This is a genomic window from Natronomonas sp. EA1, assembly GCF_051195035.1.
GTDB lineage: Archaea > Halobacteriota > Halobacteria > Halobacteriales > Haloarculaceae > JBNTJV01.
Genome location: NZ_JBNTJV010000001.1, coordinates 849,214 through 865,257, shown reverse-complemented (window position 1 = coordinate 865,257; position 16,044 = coordinate 849,214). Strand labels below are relative to the sequence as shown.

Here is a 16,044-nt window from a genome sequence, read left to right as displayed (position 1 = left end):
CCGGCGAAAAGCCTACTCCCCGCTCGACAGGCGCGCGCGGACGGCCTCGCGGTCGACGGTCCCCGACGCGGTCCGGGGGAGGGCGTCCGCGAAGCCGACGGTCCGGGGGCGTTTGAACCCCGCGAGCCGGTCGCGACAGTGGGATTCGAGCGCGTCCACGGAGAGGTCGCCGACGACGAGCGCGCCGACGCGCTCGCCCCACTCCTCGTCCGGGAGGCCGACGACCGCAACGTCTTCTACGTCAGCATGCTCGCGAATCACGCCCGCGACCTCCGCGGGGTCGATGTTCTCCCCGCCAGAGAGGATGAGGTCGTCGACGCGGCCGGTCACCCAGAAGCGCCCCTCCTCGTCGCGGTAGCCAACGTCACCGGTGTGGAACCCGTGGGGGCCGAACGAGGCCGCGGTCGCCGAGCGGTCGCCGTAGTACCCCGGTGTCACCGTCGGCCCCGACACCACGAGTTCGCCGCGCTCACCGGCCTCGCAGATCGCGCCGTTCTCCCCGACGACGGTCACCTCGGTGAACATCAGGGGATGGCCCACGGTTCCGAGTTCCGCGGCCGCGTCCTCCGGGTGGGCCGTCGCGATCTGCGAGGCCGTCTCGGTCATCCCGTAGGTCGGAGCGACCGGGACGCCCCGCTCGTGGCACGCGGCGAGCAGGTCCTCGCCCGCGGGCGCCCCCCCGAGGAGGACGAACCTGAGGTCGGGGAGGTCGCCCGCATCGAGCAGTCGTCGAAGCATCGTCGGGACGAGCGAGACGCAGGTCGCATCGTGTTCGGCCATCTGTTCGAGGGTCGCCGCGGGGTCGAAGTCCTCCTCCTCGACGACGATGGCGGTCCCGTAGCAGACCGAGCGGTAGACGGGTGCGAGCCCGCCCATGTGGTACATCGGGAGCGCGCAGTGCCAGCGGTCCGATGGGAGGACACCGAGCCGCCAGGAGGAGGCCATCGCCGAGGAGAGGAGGTTCCCGGTGGTGACGACGACGGCCTTCGGCTCGCCCGTGGTGCCCGAGGTGAACATGAGCACCTGTGGGGTGTCGTCGTTCCACGCGGGCAGGTCGAACGTCTCGGGCCGGGTCGCCCGGAGGTCCGCAGCACCTGCCTCCGGGCTGTCGATGGAGGCGACGGGGACCTGCGTCCCGACGACGGCCTCCAGCAGGAGCTCCTCGGTCTCGCTGTCCCCGACCACGACGGTCACGTCCGCGGCATCGAGCCGGTCACGGAGCTCTCGCGAGGTCAGCCGCGGCGAGAGGGGGACGAGCACCGCGCCCAGCCGCATCGCGGCGTGGACGAGCTCGACGAAATCGAGCGACGTGTCCATGCAGACGCCGAGGTGGTCGTCGACGCCCAGTCCCCGCGCCGCGAGCCGGCCCGCGAGCTCCTCGACGCGCTCGTCGAGGTCGCCGTACGAACAGCGCTCGCCCGTCTCGGCCGCGATGACGGCGGTCGCCGTCGGCGTCGCACGGGCTCGGTGGGCCAGCCAATCACGCATAGTCCGCCGATGATGTGGTGGGGATATTTCCCTCTTTCTGTGGCACGGCGATACGCCCATTGCTAACAGGCACCGGGTCGGGCCCGAAATCCACCGAAAGCAGGCTCCCGGTGGCGAGCCCACACGCCCGCACGTCGGGGATGGCCGCGGCGACGTGGACCGCCGCTGCCCGGGCGACACAGCCGTCGATGGTCGTGGTGACGACGGGCGCGATACCCGCGCCGCGCGCCAGCCCCGCGGCCTCGATGGCCACGTCCGGCCCGCCCATCGCCATCGGCTTGAGTATCCACACGTCGGCGGCGTTCGCGTCGAGGACGGCGTCGAAGCCGTGTTCGTACAGCCCCTCGTCGAGCGCGACGGGGACCGTCTCCCGGAGCGCCGCGTGCCCGTCGAGGTCGTCGGCCGGGAGCGGCTGTTCCACGTACGCGATACCGTACGACGTGAGCGCGTCGAACGCCTCCTGTGCCTCGGCACGGGTCCACGCGCCGTTCGCATCCAGGCGGAGCTCCGCGTCGGGCGCCGCGTCTCGGACGGCCGCGACGCGCTCGATATCCTCCTCGATGGATCGCGCGCCGACTTTGAGCTTCACAGCCGGGAAGCCGGCGTCCACGGCCGCCGTGACCTGCTTGGCCGTCGTTTCGGGGTCCGCATCCCCAACGGTGGCGTTGACGGGGACCGACTCCACGGCCGATTGCCCGCCGAGAAAGCGATACAGGGGCTCTCCCTCCGATTTGGCCTGTGCGTCCAGCGCCGCGAGCGAGACCCCGTGGCGGGCGGCCGGCGGGAGTTCGTCGAGTGGGTCGCCCGACTCGAGCGCCTCCTTGCACGCTGCCAGCGACTCGGTCCAGCCCGGGAGGGGTGTTGCTTCCCCGAGACCGATGTCGGGCTCCTCCACCGTGACGAGATACCCCTCCCGGTCCTCGATGGGCCCCTTCGCCGTCTGCAGCGGCTCGGAAAGCGGGAGCGAGAAGTAGTCGACCTTCATGCGAGCCCCAGCCCCACGGCGAACAGCACCGAGTGGGCGAACAGCAGTTTCCCGGTGGTCTCGAGCGCGGGGTTGAGCTTCGTGCCCTCCGTATGCGTGAGGACGGTCTTCGAGAGCGAGACGGCGACCGGGAGCGTCAGGAGCGGAAGCAGGGTGAGGAGCCCGTAGTCGAGCGCGAAGATGAGGGGGACGACGTAGGCCATTCCGACCATGCACAGGAACTCGACGCGCGAACCGGTGTAGCCGAGCGCGACCGCGAGCGTGCGCTTTCCGGCGTTCATGTCCGTCTCTCTGTCCCTGATGTTGTTCACGATGAGGATGGCGGTGGAGAGCCCCGCGACGGGGAGCGCGGCGACGACGGCGTCGATGGGCACCAGTTCGAGTGGGGCGGTGAGCGCGGGAATCCCCGACACGCCCGCGGCGGCCTGCACGTAGAACGTCCCCGTCACGGCGACGAGCCCGAAGTAGAGGAAGACGAAGAGGTCACCGAGCCCCCGATAGCCGTAGGGGAGCGGTCCCCCAGTGTAGGCGATGCCCGCGGCGACGGAGGAGAGCCCCACGAGGACGATGACGGGCCCGCCGACCCAGACGAGATACGTCCCCGAGAGGACGGCGATGGCGAAGGTGGCCCACATCGCCCGTTTGACCTGCTCCGGAGCGATGAGCCCGCCCGCGGTCACGCGGGTGAACCCCTCGCGCTCGTCGGTATCGGCCCCCTTCACGGCGTCGTAGTAGTCGTTCGCGAAGTTCGTCCCGATCTGGAGGAGCAGGGCACCGAGCAGCGCGGCGAGAGCCGGCAGGGGGGCCACCACGTCGAACGCCGCGGCCAGCCCCGTCCCGACGACCACCGGTGCGGCACCCGCCGGAAGCGTCTGGGGGCGCGCGGCCATCACCCACGCCTTCGTCTTCGAGATCTCCGCAGTGTCGCTCATTACCCCTTCTTGGGGCGTCGCCGAAAAAGCCGCTGTGGTTCGGTTGGCGGGCGGTTACAGGTTGTCCTCGACCTGCGCGTAGACGACGCCGAGAACGAGCCCGTAGACGACGTGCCAGAGCAGCGACGGGATAGCGAAGTTCGGGAACGGCGGGTTCGCGGGCGAGCCGACCGCGGAGAGCCACACGGGCATCAACAGTGCAGCGAGGACGGCCCACGTCACGACACCCCAGCCGATACCGAGGGCGGCGAGCTTCCCGGTCGACCCCTCGCCCACGACACCCGCGAGAGCCGCGAAGACGACGCCCAGCACCGCGCCGTGGCTGACGTGGACGAACAGCCCCATCCCCGGCGACGGCGGCGGGGCCAGCGTGTACAGGGAGGGGATCGCGACGGCCAGCGTCGGGGGGTTCATCGCCAGCACGAGCGCGCCCATGACGATGGCCCCGATGATGCCACCGACCACGCCCGCCTGCCAGTTCCCGTCCGATATCTCGACGTTCGATTGCGTTGTGGTTGCCATTCACCCCCGTCTGGCACCGCCAGCACGACTTCCATTCGGGGGAATGGCGGCAGAGATGCATGGTGGCACAGCGTTTTTATAGTAGTTCGCTAACGAACCCCACAGCCGTCGTCGCTCGGCCGGATTTGCCGTTGGCGGGATGTCCGAGTGAGCGCACGCCGTGCGCTCACGAGGACTGCGTTCACGAGCATCACCGACTCAGCCCGTCGGGCTGAGTCGGCCTTTTTGGTGCAGATTTTTGCGGTGAGCGGTTCGCGCAGCGCGCGAACCCGAACCGGAAAAAGGTGCGTTAGTAGTGCCAGGGGTAGTCCTGAAACTCCGGCTCGCGCTTCTCGACGAATGCACTTCTCCCCTCCTCGGCTTCGTCGGTCATGTAGCCGAGTCGCGTCGCCTCTCCTGCAAAGACCTGCTGGCCCACGAGGCCATCGGTGTCCATGTTGAACGCGTACTTCAGCATCCGAATCGCGGTGGGCGACTTGCTCATGATGGTCTCGGCCCACTCCAGGGCAGTCTCCTCCAGTTCCTCGTGGGGGACGACCTCGTTCACCATCCCCATCTCCGCGGCCTCCTCGCCCGAGTAGGTCTTGCCGAGGAAGAACACCTCACGCGCCTTCTTCTGGCCGATCTGGTGGGCGAGATACGCGCTGCCGAAGCCGGCGTCGTAGGAGGCCACGTCGGGGTCGGTCTGGAGGAACTTCGCGTGTTCCTCCGAGGCGAGGGTCATATCGCAGATGACGTGCAGCGAGTGGCCGCCGCCGACGGCCCACCCCGGCACCACGGCGATGACGGGTTTGGGCATGTGGCGGATCTGCCGCTGGACTTCGAGGATGTGGAGCCGGCCCGTCTCGGAGGCGGACTCCTCGCTCCCGTCGTACTGGTAGCCGTCGGGGCCGCGGATGCGCTGGTCGCCGCCGGAGCAGAACGCCCAGCCGCCGTCCTTCGGGGAGGGGCCGTTGCCGGTGATGAGGACACAGCCCACGTCCGTCTGGCGTTTGGCGTGGTCGAGCGCGCGGGAGAGCTCGTCGACGGTGCCGGGGCGGAAGGCGTTGCGTACCTCGGGGCGGTCGAAGGCGATCCGGACCGCGCCGGTGTCGGTGGCGCGGTGGTAGGTGATATCGCGGAAATCGAACTCGTCGATGGGGGTCCATCGGTCGGGGTTGAACAGATCCGAAACCATACCGCTCGTGGGTGGGGAGCCGAGAAAAAGGTGGGCAGTCGGTCTTCAGTCGTCGTCCGTCTCGTGTTCGGCCAGAATGGCCTGCACCTCCGCGAGCTCCTCCACCGCGACGACCAGCCGGTAGAACAGCCACAGCACGACGGCGACGACCGCGAGATACAGGAGGTTGTACAGCGCGGTCAGCGCGTCACCGACGACGCCGGTGAAGACGACGACGAGCAGCGCCAGGACGACGGCCAGCGCGAACGCGGGTTCGGAGGCGAGGCGTCGGAGGCTCGTATCGGGGGCCATGGGGGGCGGTTCGCGCGAGCGATGGATAACACAGGGGCGAGAGTTTAGGCCGCCGGGGCCCACCCACGGGTATGGACGGGGGGAGCTACTACGACCTGCTCGGCGTTCCCCCGGACGCGTCCGAGACGGAGATCCGGGCGGCCTACCGCGCGAAGGCGAAGGAGGCCCACCCGGACCGGAGCGACGCCCCCGACGCGAGCGAGCGGTTCAAGCGGCTCACCCGGGCGCGGGACGTGCTCACCGACGAGACGGAGCGTGCACGCTACGACCGGCTCGGCCACGAACGGTACACCGGCGAGGACGTGGCGGGACCCACGACCGAGCGCACCGACCACCAGCAGGGGAACCAGCCGGGCGACCGCCGGGAGGCCCGCTGGCGCCGCGAGGAGCGGAAACGCCGCGGCACCGATGAAGACGCCCGCTGGGAGGCGTACGACCGGGAGCGGACGAGCCGCGAGAAGGAGCGGGAGCGCCGGGCACGCGAGTACCGGCGCCAGCAGCGCGCGAAGCGGATGGCCGCGGAGCACCGCTGGTGGGACGGCGACGAGGAGGCGTACCGACGAACGCAGCGGACGGTCGGGCCGGAGTCGGCGAGCGGGCGCGACTCCACGATGGGACGACGGCAGGGCGGGAACACGCGCCGAGCCCGGCGACAGCCGCGGGGCCGTGCGAACCGGGGGCTCTCCGCCGGGGATATCGGGCTGGGGGTCACCGCCTTCCTCCTCTACCCCGTGCTGCTCGCGAGCAGCGTGCTCCCCGCGTTCCCGCCGGCCGTGAACGTCGTCGTCGGGGTGTGTACCCTCCTGCTCGTCGTCTACCTGCTCACGGTCCCGGAGGTCGCGGTGTTCGTCTTCGGCGGGTGGGCGTTCCTCGCGCCGTTCGGGCTGGCGGCGCTGGGCGTGGGCGTGCTCTCCGCCGTCGGTCTCGTCGCGCTCACCGCCATCTGGATCCCCTTCGCGCTGGCCTGTGTGAACCTCCTGTTCATGAGCGGATAGCGTCGGCCACCTGGGACTGCAGCTCCCGCCGGAAGTCGTGGCTGGCCTGCCCGTCGACCTGCACCTCGATGACCTGGGTCCCCTCGCTCTCGAGGGAGGCCTGATACAGCTCACGGAACTCAGCGAGTGAGTCCGTCCGGGTGAACGCCAGCCCGTAGAGGTCGCCCACCGGCGCGAAGTCGAGGCCGTGTGGCGTCTTGAAGAACCGCTCGAAGGTGGCGTGCTCCTCGATGGGGAGGATGTGGAAGATGCCGCCGCCGTCGTTGTTGACGACGACGATGGTGGCGTCGACGCCACACCGCCCGACCGCGAGGAGGCCGTTCATGTCGTGGTAGAACGCCAGGTCGCCGGTGACGAGCACGAGCGGGTCGTCGGTGGCGCTGCCCGCCCCGAGCGCCGTGGAGGTGATGCCGTCGATGCCCGAGGCGCCGCGGTTCGCGAGCACGGTGAGCGATTTCTCCGAGGGCGCGCCGAACCGGTCGAGGTCCCGCACCGGCATGGAGTTCGAGACGAACAGGGTCGCGGGGTCTGGGGCGAGACGGGCCACGTCGCCGAGTATCCGGCCCTCCCACAGCTCGTCGTCGGGGACGAACGCCCAGTACGCCTCTTCGATCGCCCGGAGGCGCTCGGCCCACGCGCCGGGGTCGCGTTCCACGCGCGCGGCGAGCCCCTCCGCGACCGAATCGGCATCGGCTGCGAGGAGGTCGGTGGCCGTGAACTCCGCTTCCCGCCACTTCCCTGCCGGGTCCACGACGACCTGTCTGGCACCGCTCTCGGCCAGATACCTCCGCAGGGGTTTGGAGGTAGGCGAGGCGCCGAACCGGAGGACGACCTCGGGGGCGTCGTCGAGCGTCTGGACCCACGCGTCGTAGCCCCCGAGCGTCTCCACGGGACCGAACCGGTGACCCGACATCGGGTCCGCGAGGACGGGGTAGCCGGTCGCGTCGGCGAGCGCCGCGAGCGCGTCGCGTGAGGGCGTGGGTGCGTCCGCGGGGCCACAGACGATGAGGCCGCGGTCGCTCGCCTCGATGTCGGTCGCGAGCGCGTCCAGCTCGGTTTCGAGGGCCTCGACGCGCCCCTGTCGCACGGAGACGAACGGGCCGTCACGTCCCCGGGTCGCGAGCGGATACTCCTCGGTGAACCCCTCGGGCACCTCGTCTGTCTCCACGGTCGGCTCCAGCGGTTTTCTGAAGGGGACGTTCAGGTGGACCGGTCCCGGTTCGTTTCCTCCGGTGTCCGCGACCGCTCGGCAGACCGTGGTCCGAAGCGACCGGAGCTTCCGGTCCGCGGCCTCCGGCTCCGGGAGGGTGCGATAGGAGCGAACTGCGTCCCCGTAGAGATCCTCCTGGTCGATGGTCTGGTTCGCGCCGGAGTCCTGCAGTTCGGGGGGTCGGTCGGCGGTCAGAAGCAGGAGGGGGACGCGCGCCTGACTCGCCTCGATGACGGCCGGATGGAAGTTCGCGAGCGCCGTCCCGGAGGTGCAGACGAGCGCCGTCGGGGTCCCCGTGCGTTTCGCCCGGCCGAGCGCGAAGAACGCCGCGGAGCGCTCGTCGAGGTGGGAGAAGGCCTTGAGCTCCGGGTGCTCGGCGATGGCGACGGTGAGCGGAGTGGACCGCGAACCGGGTGCGAGACAGGCGGCCTCGACGCCGGCACTGGCGAGTTCGTCGGCGATGACCGACCCCCAGAGGGTGTTGACGTTGGGTGGCGTGGGAACCGTCATTCCAACTCGTCGAGGATGGGGCGGTACTTGAGCTGGACCTCGTCCCACTCCGCGTCGGGGTCGGAGTCGCCGACGACGCCGACACCGGCGAAGAGCGTCGCGGTGTCCTCGGTGGCGACGGCCGAGCGGAGCGCGACGGCGAAGGAGCCGTAGCCCGCGGCGTCGAACCAGCCGACCGGGGAGGCGTACCAGCCGCGCTCGAACGGTTCGGTCTCGCGGATGGCCGCCAGCGCCCGCTCGGGCGGGAGCCCGCCGACCGCGGGCGTCGGGTGGAGCGCCTCGACGAGCGAGAGGACGTGCTCGTCGTCCGCGAGCTCGGCGGTGATGGGGGTCTCGAGGTGCTGGACCGTCTCCAGCCGACGGACCCGGCGCTCACCGGTCGAGATGCTGGCGGCGTAGGGGGCGAGCTGTTCGCGGATGGTCTCCGCGACGAGGTCGTGTTCGTGGGCGTTCTTCGCGTCCTCGAGCAGTTCCTCGGCGAGCCACTCGTCCTCGGCCGGGGTCTCCCCTCGGCCGGTCGTTCCCGCGAGCGCCTCCGTGCGGACGGTGCGCCCGCGCAGCGCGACGAGCCGTTCGGGGGTCGCCCCGAAGAACGAGGGGCCCTCGTGGGGCTCGACGAGGAAGCGATAACAGTCGGTGTACGTCTCGCCCAGTCGGGTGAGGATGTCGGGGACCGAAAGCGTGCGCGCGAGCTCCGTGCGCAGCGCCTGCGCGAGGACGACCTTCCGGAGCTCGCCGGCGTGGATGCGCGAGACGACGGCCTCGACGGACTCGCGCCACGTCTCCTTCGGCGTGGTGCGCTCGCGGGCCACCACGCCCGGCGGGCCGAGCACGGGGCCGGCGTCGGGGAGCGCAGCCAGCTCCTCGCTGGCCGTCTCGATACGCTCCTCGACCGCTGCGGGGGTCGCGTCGGGGCCTATGGCGTTCACCGTGAGCCACGCACCGTCGTCGGTGTAGGTGACCTGTGTTCGGGGGAGGACGAACCCCGCACCGGGGAACCCCTCCCACGGGGGCGCACCGGCGTGGTCGTCGTGGAAGGCGAACCCCCCGAACAGGCGGGGGCGGGCGGCTTCGGTTCCCGCGTGGACGTCACCGTGGTCGAACAGCGCGTCGGCGCCGTCTCGAATCGCGGAGAAACGGTCAGCCCCCGTCGCGGTGAGCCGGGCGGCGGCCCCGCCGGCGACGACGGTGGGTTCGTCGGGGGCACTCCAGACCGTCCGGGGGCGGGCAGCCGCCCCGAGGACGGCCCGGGGGTCCGGTGCCGGAATCGGCACCGCACGCGTTATCACCCCGTCCGACAGCTCGTCACCCAGCGGTTCCATTGGCTATCCATTCGGCCCCGATTGTTTTAGGTTAACTGACTCCGGTCGCCTTCGCAGTCAGACGACGGGCCCGTCGCGGACGCCGCTCGTTCCGAGCGAGAGCGTGCCGGCGACCATCATCACCACGCCCATGAGCGCCAGGATGAACTGCAGCGTCGAGGACTCCAGGCTGGCGAACGCGAGCATCGCGATGAGCAGCGAGCCGATGACGATGCCGGCCACACCGGCCTGTACCTTCTGCTGTTGGGTGAGTTCGCGGTTCATCTTCGCGAGCGTCTCGAGCATATCTCATACTGCGCCCTCTGTGACTTAATGTCACCTCTTGTGGAACCGCGGGCGAAACGCTATCACGATTCGTGCGTGAGTCTCACCCATGCGACGGAACCCAGCGACTGGGGAGCCACTCCCCGAGGTGGAGCCACACACGGACGAGCAGGTCGACGCGGCGCTCGACCGGGCGACCGCGCGGTTCGACTCGTGGTCGGCGCGACCGATGCACGAGCGCCGCGAGCTGCTCGCGACCGCGGCCGACGTGCTCCGCGCGAACAAGGAGGAGTACGCAGGGCTCATGACCCGCGAGATGGGCAAACCCATCTCGGGCGCCCGCGCCGAGGTGGAGAAGTGCGCGTGGGGGTGTGAACACTACGCCGAGAAGGCCCCCGAGTACCTGCAAGACGAGGTGATCGGCACGGAGCCGCACGCGAAGACGTACGTCACGCACGAGCCGCTCGGCCCCGTGCTGGCCGTGATGCCGTGGAACTACCCGTTCTGGCAGGTGTTCCGCTTCGCGGCGCCCGCGCTCACGGCGGGGAACGTCGGCCTCCTCAAGCACGCCTCGAACGTTCCCGAGTGCGCGCTCGCCATCGAAGAGGTGTTCCGAGAGGCGGGCTACCCGGAGGACGCCTTCCAGACGCTCCTGGTCGGCTCCGAGAAGGTGGGCGACATCATCGCGGACGACCGGGTCCGGGCGGCCACCCTCACCGGGAGCGAGCCCGCGGGCCGTGCGGTCGGCCAGACCGCGGGGAAGGCGCTCAAACCCAGCGTCCTCGAACTCGGCGGCTCCGACCCCTTCATCGTCCTCGACGACGCGAACGTCGAGGCTGCGGCACGCGTCGGGGCCACGGCGCGCACCCAGAACTCCGGGCAGTCGTGTATCGCCGCGAAGCGCTTCATCGTCCACACCGACGTCTACGAGGCGTTCGTCGAGGCGTTCGTCGCCGCGGTGGAGTCGCTCACCGTCGGCGACCCGATGGCCGAAGAGACCGACGTGGGGCCGCAGGCCCGCGAGGACCTGCTGGAGGACCTCCACGAGCAGGTCACGGCCTCGGTGGCGGCGGGCGCGACGGTCGAGACGGGCGGCGAGCCGCTCGACCGCGAGGGGTACTTCTACCCGCCGACGGTGCTCACCGACGTGCCGCTGGACTCCCCGCTCGGCTGTGAGGAGGTGTTCGGCCCCGCAGCCGCGGTGTTCGAGGTGGAAAGCGAGGCGGAGGCCATCGAGTTGGCGAACGACGCCGAACTGGGGCTCGGCGCGGCCATATTCACCGACGACCTCGACCGTGGCGAGCGCCTGACGAAAGAGATCGAGTCCGGCGCGGTGTTCGTGAACCAACTGACGAAATCGGACCCGCGGCTTCCCTTCGGTGGCATCAAGGACTCGGGGTACGGCCGCGAGCTCGCGGCGCAGGGGATCAAGGCGTTCGTCAACGAGAAGACGGTGTGGATACAGGAGGCGGAGGACTGACATCCTCCCACGACTGAAGTCGTGGGGTTCCACGGTCACAGACCGTACCCACGACGGAGAGGTTCCCCACTCACCGATGGTGGGGTTGTGGGCCGTGCCAGTACGGCCCCCGACCGAGATAGCGGGCTTCATCTACCGCCACGGTGGCGTGCGTATCCGTACCTCGGACTCGGCACCGCAACCGACGAACGGCGACACAATCAACGGTTCGCCGGTTGTCGGCTTCATCCCACGACTAAAGCCTGGGCTTTCGCCTCGAAACTCTGTAAGCGACGACGGCTACAGCGAAAGGATTCCGGGGCGGGCGATGGTGAGCCCTTCGCCGACGCTCGTCACGTCGGTTTCGGGCCAGTCGCCCGTCCGGGTCAGCACCTCGATCTCGTTCTCGCGAACGAGGACGGTGTCCTCGCTTTTCGACCCCTGCACCGTGGGGTTCCACGCGTAGGCCATCGGCAGGTGGACCGGGGCGTCGCTCGTCGGCGTGGCGATCCACTCGCGCCCGGCGAACCCCGCGGCCCCGCCCTGGTGGTGGTGTTCCCACTCGCCGTGGTAGCCGAGGGCGGCGTAGGCGTTCTGGATGGCCCCGAACACGTCACCGGCAGTCCCGCCCTCGCGCCCGACGCGCTGAGTGGCCTCTATCGCGGTCGTCTCGACACGGGTGGCGGCGCGATGGCGCTCCGGGAGCCAGTCCGGCGTGTCGAACGCGACAGTCCGGGTGCAGCTCGCGTAGAGGCCGTCGCGGCGCGCGGTGACGGAGACGAGCGCGTAGTCGCCGAGCGGTACGTCGATCGGTGTGTAGTGGCGGAACCGGGGCGCGCGGCGTTCCCCGCCGACGAGAGCGACGGGGGCGTCGATTCCCCGGCGAGCGAGCCGACCGCGCAGATCGCCGGCGACCGCCTGCTCGGTGTCTTCGGGCGTGGCAGCACGGCAAGCCGCTTCGAGGGCCGCCGCGGTCTCCCGACCGAGTGCGCGGTAGCGCTCCACGTCACGGTCCGAGAGCGGCTGGCGAAGCGGGCTCGCATCGAGCGGTTCGAGCCCTTCCACGGGGAAATCGGCGGCCGCGGTGCCATCGGTACGGGCGCGGACGGCCTCGGCGAGCGAGCCCTCGTGCCACGGCACCGTCTCGACGGAGACGCCTTCGGGGAGCTCCTCGACGGCGAGGCGTTCCCCCTCGATGTCGTTCGTGACGACGGTGAGCTGGCCATCGTAGCGGGCCGCCGCGACCCCGATATCCCCCGTACGGTCCACGACGTTGCTCCCACCGGTGAGCCACGCGAAGTTGTCGGGCCGGGCGAACCAGACGGCGTCGAGGCCTCGTTCGGCGAGGAGGGAGTCGAGCCGAACCGCCCGGTCGTCCGGGAGCGATACGAACGCAGCACTAGTCATTATTTACTTTATTGTGAGTAAACTTCTTAACGATGGCGGTCGATGATAGAGGCATGGAAGTGGAACAGGTGAAACACGCCAAGCAGAACCTCATCGACGGGACGTGGGACCCGTCGGAGGGGATCATCGAGGTGACTGATCTCGCGGACGGCGGGGTCTTCGCGGAGGTCGCCGCGGCGACGCCCGAGCAGGCAGAGGCCGCAGTTACGGCTGCTCACAACGCCAAGCGAGCCATGCGCGAGACGACCATCGTCCAGCGCGCAGAGTGGCTCGTCGCCATCGCGGAGGGGCTCGAAGCCCGCAAAGAGGAGCTCGCCGACGTCATCGTCCGCGAGGCCGGGAAACCGATCTCCTCTGCGCGCGGCGAGGTCGACTCCGCCGCCGAGCGGTTCCGGCGCGCGGCCGAGGAAGCACGCGGTCAGCAGGGGGAGTTCCTCGAAGGGACGACGACGGGCCACGAGGGCTGGCAGGCCATCGTGAAACCCCAGCCCATCGGCACCGTGCTGTGTATCACGCCGTACAACTACCCGCTGGCGACGACGGCGCTGCAGGTCGCCCCCGCCATCGCCGCCGGCAACAGCGTCGTGCTGAAGCCCGCGACGAAGACGCCCGTGAGCGCCGCCATCCTCGCCGAGGTCATCGACGAGGTCGGCCTCCCCGAGGGCGCGTTCAACTTCGTCACCGGGAACGCGAGCGACATCGGCGACACCCTCGCCGGCGATTCCCGGATCGACGCCATCGCCATGACCGGCTCCTCGGGCGCGGGCAAACACGTCGCCCGCCAGTCCGAGATGGTGAACCTCCACATGGAGCTCGGCGGGAACGCCCCGGCGATGGTGTTCCCCGACGCCGACCTCGACGCGGCCGCTGCGGCCGCCGCGAAGGGCTCGTTCAAGTACGCCGGGCAGCGTTGCTCGGCCGTCTCCCGCGTCCTCGCACACGAGGAGGTCCACGACGCCGTCGTCGAGAAGATCGAGGCGCAGATGGACGACTGGCAGCCCGGGGACCTGTTCGACCCCGACACGGCCATCGGCCCGCTCATCAGCACCGAGCAGGCCGACTGGGTCGAGGAGCTCATCGAGGACGCCGTCGAGAAGGGCGCCACCCTCGTCCGCGGTGGGGAGCGCGACGGCCGGACCATCCAGCCCGCGCTGCTCGCCGACGTGCCCCACGACGCCCGCATCGTCCACGAGGAGCAGTTCGGGCCCGTCGCAGTCGTCACGACGTTCGCCTCCGAGGAGGAGGCCCTCTCGCTCGCCAACGGTGGCGACCTCGGGCTCGACGCCGCGGTCTTCACCGCGGACCACGACCGGGCCATGCGCCTCGCCGACCGCATCGAAGCCGGTGCGGTCCGCATCAACGGTGCCCCCTCACACGGGCTGGGGGACATCCCGTTCGGCGGGGTGAAAGACTCCGGTATCGGCCGTGAGGGCATCGGCTACAGCATCGAGGCGTTCACGACCACGAAGAGCATCGTCCTCTGACCCGCCGTTCCACCCTCCGACCACACTCAAGGGGTCGGACCCAGAACTCTCTTTCATTCATGCGCAACGCAAAAATCGTCTGTACGCTCGGCCCGGCCTCTAACGACCCCGACACCATCCGCGAGCTCGTCGACGCCGGGATGTCCGTCGCTCGCCTGAACGCGAGCCACGGCACCACCGCCGACCGTGAGGCGACCATCCGACACGTCAGGGAGGCCGACGCCGCCTCCGACAGCACCGTCGCCGTCCTGCACGACCTGCCGGGACCGGAGATACGCACCGCACCCTTAGCGGAGCCCATCGAGCTCCACACGGGCGAGGAGGTCCGCTTCGTGAAAGGCGAGACCGCGACCCCCGAGGAGGTCGGGCTCTCGCTGTCGCTCGACGGCGTGGAGCCGGGCGACCGGGTCCTCCTGGACGACGGCCGCATCGAGACCGAGGTCGTCTCGGTCGACGACGGGGTCCGCGCGACCATCCTCGACGGGGGCCCCCTCTCCGGCCGGAAGGGCGTGAACGTCCCGGGCGTCGATTTGGGCCTCGACGTCATCACCGAGAGCGACGAGGCGGAGCTCGACCTCGCCGCCGAGGCCGGGGTGGATTTCGTCGCCGCCTCCTTCGTCCGCGACGCGGCCGACGTCTACACCATCAGCGAAGCCCTGGAGGAACGGGGTGCCGACATCCCCGTCATCGCGAAGATCGAGCGGGCCGACGCCGTGGAGAACCTCGACGGCATCATCGACGCCGCCTACGGCGTGATGGTCGCCCGCGGCGACCTGGGCGTGGAGTGCCCCCTCGAAGAAGTACCGCTCATCCAGAAGCGCATCATCCGAAAGTGCCGGAACGCGGGCGTCCCCGTCATCACCGCCACGGAGATGCTGGACTCGATGGTCCACGAGCGGCGGCCCACCCGCGCGGAGGCGACGGACGTGGCCAACGCCGTCCTCGACGGGACGGACGCCGTCATGCTCTCCGCCGAGACCGCGGTCGGCGACCACCCCGTGCGCGTCGTCGAGACGATGGACCGCATCGTCCGCGACATCGAGGAGAGCGAGGAGTACGACGAACAGCGCGAACAGCGCGTCCCCACCACCGACGGCTCGAAGACCGACGCGCTCGCGCGCTCGGCGCGCTTCCTCGCACGCGACGTGGACGCGACGGCCATCGTCGCCGCCTCCGAGTCGGGCTACACCGTCCTGAAGGCGGCGAAGTACCTCCCACGGGTCCCCATCCTCGGCTCCACGACGAGCGACCGCGTGCGCCGGAAACTCGCGCTCTCCGGTGGCGTCGTCCCGAAGTACGTCCCGATGCGCGAGAACACCGCCGATAGAGTCATCAACAGCGCCGTGCAGGCCGCCCTCGACGCGGGCGTCGCGGAGAGCGGCGACACCGTGGTCGCGCTCGCCGGGATGATGACCGAACTCGAGGGCGTCGACACGACGAACATGCTGAAGGTCCACGTCGCCGCCGAGATCCTCGCCTCCGGACGCACCGTCGTCGACGGCTACGCCTCCGGCCCAGTGTACAGAATCGAGAGCGGCGACATCACGGGCGTTCCCGAGGGAGCCATCCTCGTCATCCCGCCAGCGTTCGACGACGAGTTCACCGGCGAGGTGGAGAAGGTGGCGGGCATCATCGACGCGCGCGCCGGCATGACGAGCTACGTGGCGATGATGGCCCGCGAGCTCGGGGTTCCGATGGTCGGTGACGCGGTGCTCCCACGGGAGATCGAGAACGGCGATGCGGTGACCGTCGACGCCCAGCGGGGCGTCGTCTACGAGGAGACGGTCGGAACGCGAGATTAAAGCAGCTGCCGCTCGCGCTCTTCGCGCTCCTGTTCGCGGCGTTCCTGTGTCTGTTTCTCCTGACGCTCACGGCGGTACTCCCGCACCAGCGGGATGAACTTGTTCTTCACGTCCAGGGCGAACGAGACGAGCCCGTACGCCCAGAACCCGAACAGCAGCGAACCCGCGGCGAAGTACGTGAGCGGATCGACCATGG

The 16,044-nt window shown here is 70.1% G+C and carries 15 protein-coding genes; 4 read left to right on the top strand and 11 right to left on the bottom strand.

Annotated features, from left to right (window positions below):
• Nucleotides 1-12: 12 nt before the first annotated feature.
• The 6 genes from menE to ACQUQR_RS04650 form a co-directional block, all read right to left on the bottom strand.
• Nucleotides 13-1,488: an o-succinylbenzoate--CoA ligase gene (gene menE, locus ACQUQR_RS04675; protein ID WP_435195139.1), complete on the bottom strand. Its 1,476-nt coding sequence runs from the start codon at nucleotides 1,486-1,488 to the stop codon at nucleotides 13-15.
• On the bottom strand, nucleotides 1,481-2,473 hold the full coding sequence (locus tag ACQUQR_RS04670) for a mandelate racemase/muconate lactonizing enzyme family protein (RefSeq protein WP_435195138.1): 993 nt from the start codon (nucleotides 2,471-2,473) through the stop codon (nucleotides 1,481-1,483). The genes menE and ACQUQR_RS04670 overlap by 8 nt, the downstream gene beginning before the upstream one ends.
• Nucleotides 2,470-3,405, bottom strand: a complete 936-nt coding sequence (locus tag ACQUQR_RS04665; RefSeq protein ID WP_435195136.1) for a 1,4-dihydroxy-2-naphthoate polyprenyltransferase — start codon at nucleotides 3,403-3,405, stop codon at nucleotides 2,470-2,472. Before ACQUQR_RS04665 ends, ACQUQR_RS04670 begins: the two co-directional genes overlap by 4 nt.
• 54 nt (nucleotides 3,406-3,459) lie before the next feature.
• Nucleotides 3,460-3,927 (bottom strand): DUF6789 family protein, encoded by a 468-nt coding sequence (locus tag ACQUQR_RS04660; RefSeq protein ID WP_435195134.1) that lies wholly within the window; start codon nucleotides 3,925-3,927, stop codon nucleotides 3,460-3,462.
• A 289-nt stretch (nucleotides 3,928-4,216) separates the two neighbouring features.
• Nucleotides 4,217-5,104, bottom strand: coding sequence for a 1,4-dihydroxy-2-naphthoyl-CoA synthase (locus ACQUQR_RS04655; RefSeq protein ID WP_435195132.1), 888 nt, complete (start codon nucleotides 5,102-5,104; stop codon nucleotides 4,217-4,219).
• A gap of 45 nt (nucleotides 5,105-5,149) precedes the next feature.
• A complete protein-coding gene (locus ACQUQR_RS04650) occupies nucleotides 5,150-5,395 on the bottom strand; it encodes a hypothetical protein (protein WP_435195131.1) in 246 nt (81 codons plus the stop codon).
• 71 nt (nucleotides 5,396-5,466) lie between these two features.
• On the opposite strand from ACQUQR_RS04650, the gene ACQUQR_RS04645 reads away from it, so the two are divergent.
• Nucleotides 5,467-6,390 (top strand): J domain-containing protein, encoded by a 924-nt coding sequence (locus tag ACQUQR_RS04645; protein WP_435195129.1) that lies wholly within the window; start codon nucleotides 5,467-5,469, stop codon nucleotides 6,388-6,390.
• On the opposite strand, the gene menD is transcribed toward ACQUQR_RS04645, so the two are convergent.
• Genes menD through ACQUQR_RS04630 form a run of 3 tightly spaced genes read right to left on the bottom strand, consistent with a single transcriptional unit; the run spans nucleotide 6,377 to nucleotide 9,717 of the window.
• A complete protein-coding gene (gene menD, locus ACQUQR_RS04640; protein WP_435195127.1) occupies nucleotides 6,377-8,110 on the bottom strand; it encodes a 2-succinyl-5-enolpyruvyl-6-hydroxy-3-cyclohexene-1-carboxylic-acid synthase in 1,734 nt (577 codons plus the stop codon). The two genes, ACQUQR_RS04645 and menD, sit on opposite strands and share 14 nt — an antisense overlap.
• On the bottom strand, nucleotides 8,107-9,432 hold the full coding sequence (locus ACQUQR_RS04635; protein ID WP_435195125.1) for an isochorismate synthase: 1,326 nt from the start codon (nucleotides 9,430-9,432) through the stop codon (nucleotides 8,107-8,109). The genes menD and ACQUQR_RS04635 overlap by 4 nt, the downstream gene beginning before the upstream one ends.
• Before the next feature lie 57 nt (nucleotides 9,433-9,489).
• Entirely contained in the window at nucleotides 9,490-9,717 is a 228-nt protein-coding gene (locus ACQUQR_RS04630) for a hypothetical protein (RefSeq protein ID WP_435195124.1), read from the bottom strand.
• 88 nt (nucleotides 9,718-9,805) lie between these two features.
• Between ACQUQR_RS04630 and ACQUQR_RS04625 the strand changes: the two genes are divergently transcribed.
• The gene (locus ACQUQR_RS04625; RefSeq protein ID WP_435195122.1) at nucleotides 9,806-11,176 is read left to right on the top strand and encodes an NAD-dependent succinate-semialdehyde dehydrogenase; all 1,371 of its coding nucleotides are present in this window, start codon (nucleotides 9,806-9,808) and stop codon (nucleotides 11,174-11,176) included.
• 279 nt (nucleotides 11,177-11,455) lie between these two features.
• Here the strand turns inward: ACQUQR_RS04625 and ACQUQR_RS04620 are convergent, their stop codons facing one another.
• Nucleotides 11,456-12,562 carry a M24 family metallopeptidase gene (locus ACQUQR_RS04620; protein WP_435195120.1) on the bottom strand — a complete coding sequence of 369 codons (1,107 nt, stop codon included), beginning with the start codon at nucleotides 12,560-12,562 and terminating at the stop codon, nucleotides 11,456-11,458.
• A gap of 53 nt (nucleotides 12,563-12,615) precedes the next feature.
• Here ACQUQR_RS04620 and ACQUQR_RS04615 point away from each other — a divergent pair, with 53 nt between their 5' ends.
• Both ACQUQR_RS04615 and pyk read left to right on the top strand, forming a co-directional pair.
• On the top strand, nucleotides 12,616-14,046 hold the full coding sequence (locus ACQUQR_RS04615) for an aldehyde dehydrogenase family protein (RefSeq protein ID WP_435195118.1): 1,431 nt from the start codon (nucleotides 12,616-12,618) through the stop codon (nucleotides 14,044-14,046).
• Between the two features lie 59 nt (nucleotides 14,047-14,105).
• Nucleotides 14,106-15,848, top strand: a complete 1,743-nt coding sequence (gene pyk, locus ACQUQR_RS04610) for a pyruvate kinase (protein WP_435195117.1) — start codon at nucleotides 14,106-14,108, stop codon at nucleotides 15,846-15,848.
• On the opposite strand, the gene ACQUQR_RS04605 is transcribed toward pyk, so the two are convergent.
• Nucleotides 15,845-16,042: a hypothetical protein gene (locus ACQUQR_RS04605; RefSeq protein WP_435195116.1), complete on the bottom strand. Its 198-nt coding sequence runs from the start codon at nucleotides 16,040-16,042 to the stop codon at nucleotides 15,845-15,847. The genes pyk and ACQUQR_RS04605 overlap by 4 nt on opposite strands.
• Between the last annotated feature and the right edge of the window lie 2 nt (nucleotides 16,043-16,044).

What these genes read in the sequence shown, in the direction of transcription:
- menE (WP_435195139.1), bottom strand. Translation starts at nt 1,488, where the DNA reads ATGCGTGATTGGCTGGCCCACCGAGCCCGTGCGACGCCGACGGCGACC.
- ACQUQR_RS04670 (WP_435195138.1), bottom strand. Translation starts at nt 2,473, where the DNA reads ATGAAGGTCGACTACTTCTCGCTCCCGCTTTCCGAGCCGCTGCAGACG.
- ACQUQR_RS04665 (WP_435195136.1), bottom strand. Translation starts at nt 3,405, where the DNA reads ATGAGCGACACTGCGGAGATCTCGAAGACGAAGGCGTGGGTGATGGCC.
- ACQUQR_RS04660 (WP_435195134.1), bottom strand. Translation starts at nt 3,927, where the DNA reads ATGGCAACCACAACGCAATCGAACGTCGAGATATCGGACGGGAACTGG.
- ACQUQR_RS04655 (WP_435195132.1), bottom strand. Translation starts at nt 5,104, where the DNA reads ATGGTTTCGGATCTGTTCAACCCCGACCGATGGACCCCCATCGACGAG.
- ACQUQR_RS04650 (WP_435195131.1), bottom strand. Translation starts at nt 5,395, where the DNA reads ATGGCCCCCGATACGAGCCTCCGACGCCTCGCCTCCGAACCCGCGTTC.
- ACQUQR_RS04645 (WP_435195129.1), top strand. Translation starts at nt 5,467, where the DNA reads ATGGACGGGGGGAGCTACTACGACCTGCTCGGCGTTCCCCCGGACGCG.
- menD (WP_435195127.1), bottom strand. Translation starts at nt 8,110, where the DNA reads ATGACGGTTCCCACGCCACCCAACGTCAACACCCTCTGGGGGTCGGTC.
- ACQUQR_RS04635 (WP_435195125.1), bottom strand. Translation starts at nt 9,432, where the DNA reads ATGGAACCGCTGGGTGACGAGCTGTCGGACGGGGTGATAACGCGTGCG.
- ACQUQR_RS04630 (WP_435195124.1), bottom strand. Translation starts at nt 9,717, where the DNA reads ATGCTCGAGACGCTCGCGAAGATGAACCGCGAACTCACCCAACAGCAG.
- ACQUQR_RS04625 (WP_435195122.1), top strand. Translation starts at nt 9,806, where the DNA reads ATGCGACGGAACCCAGCGACTGGGGAGCCACTCCCCGAGGTGGAGCCA.
- ACQUQR_RS04620 (WP_435195120.1), bottom strand. Translation starts at nt 12,562, where the DNA reads ATGACTAGTGCTGCGTTCGTATCGCTCCCGGACGACCGGGCGGTTCGG.
- ACQUQR_RS04615 (WP_435195118.1), top strand. Translation starts at nt 12,616, where the DNA reads ATGGAAGTGGAACAGGTGAAACACGCCAAGCAGAACCTCATCGACGGG.
- pyk (WP_435195117.1), top strand. Translation starts at nt 14,106, where the DNA reads ATGCGCAACGCAAAAATCGTCTGTACGCTCGGCCCGGCCTCTAACGAC.
- ACQUQR_RS04605 (WP_435195116.1), bottom strand. Translation starts at nt 16,042, where the DNA reads ATGGTCGATCCGCTCACGTACTTCGCCGCGGGTTCGCTGCTGTTCGGG.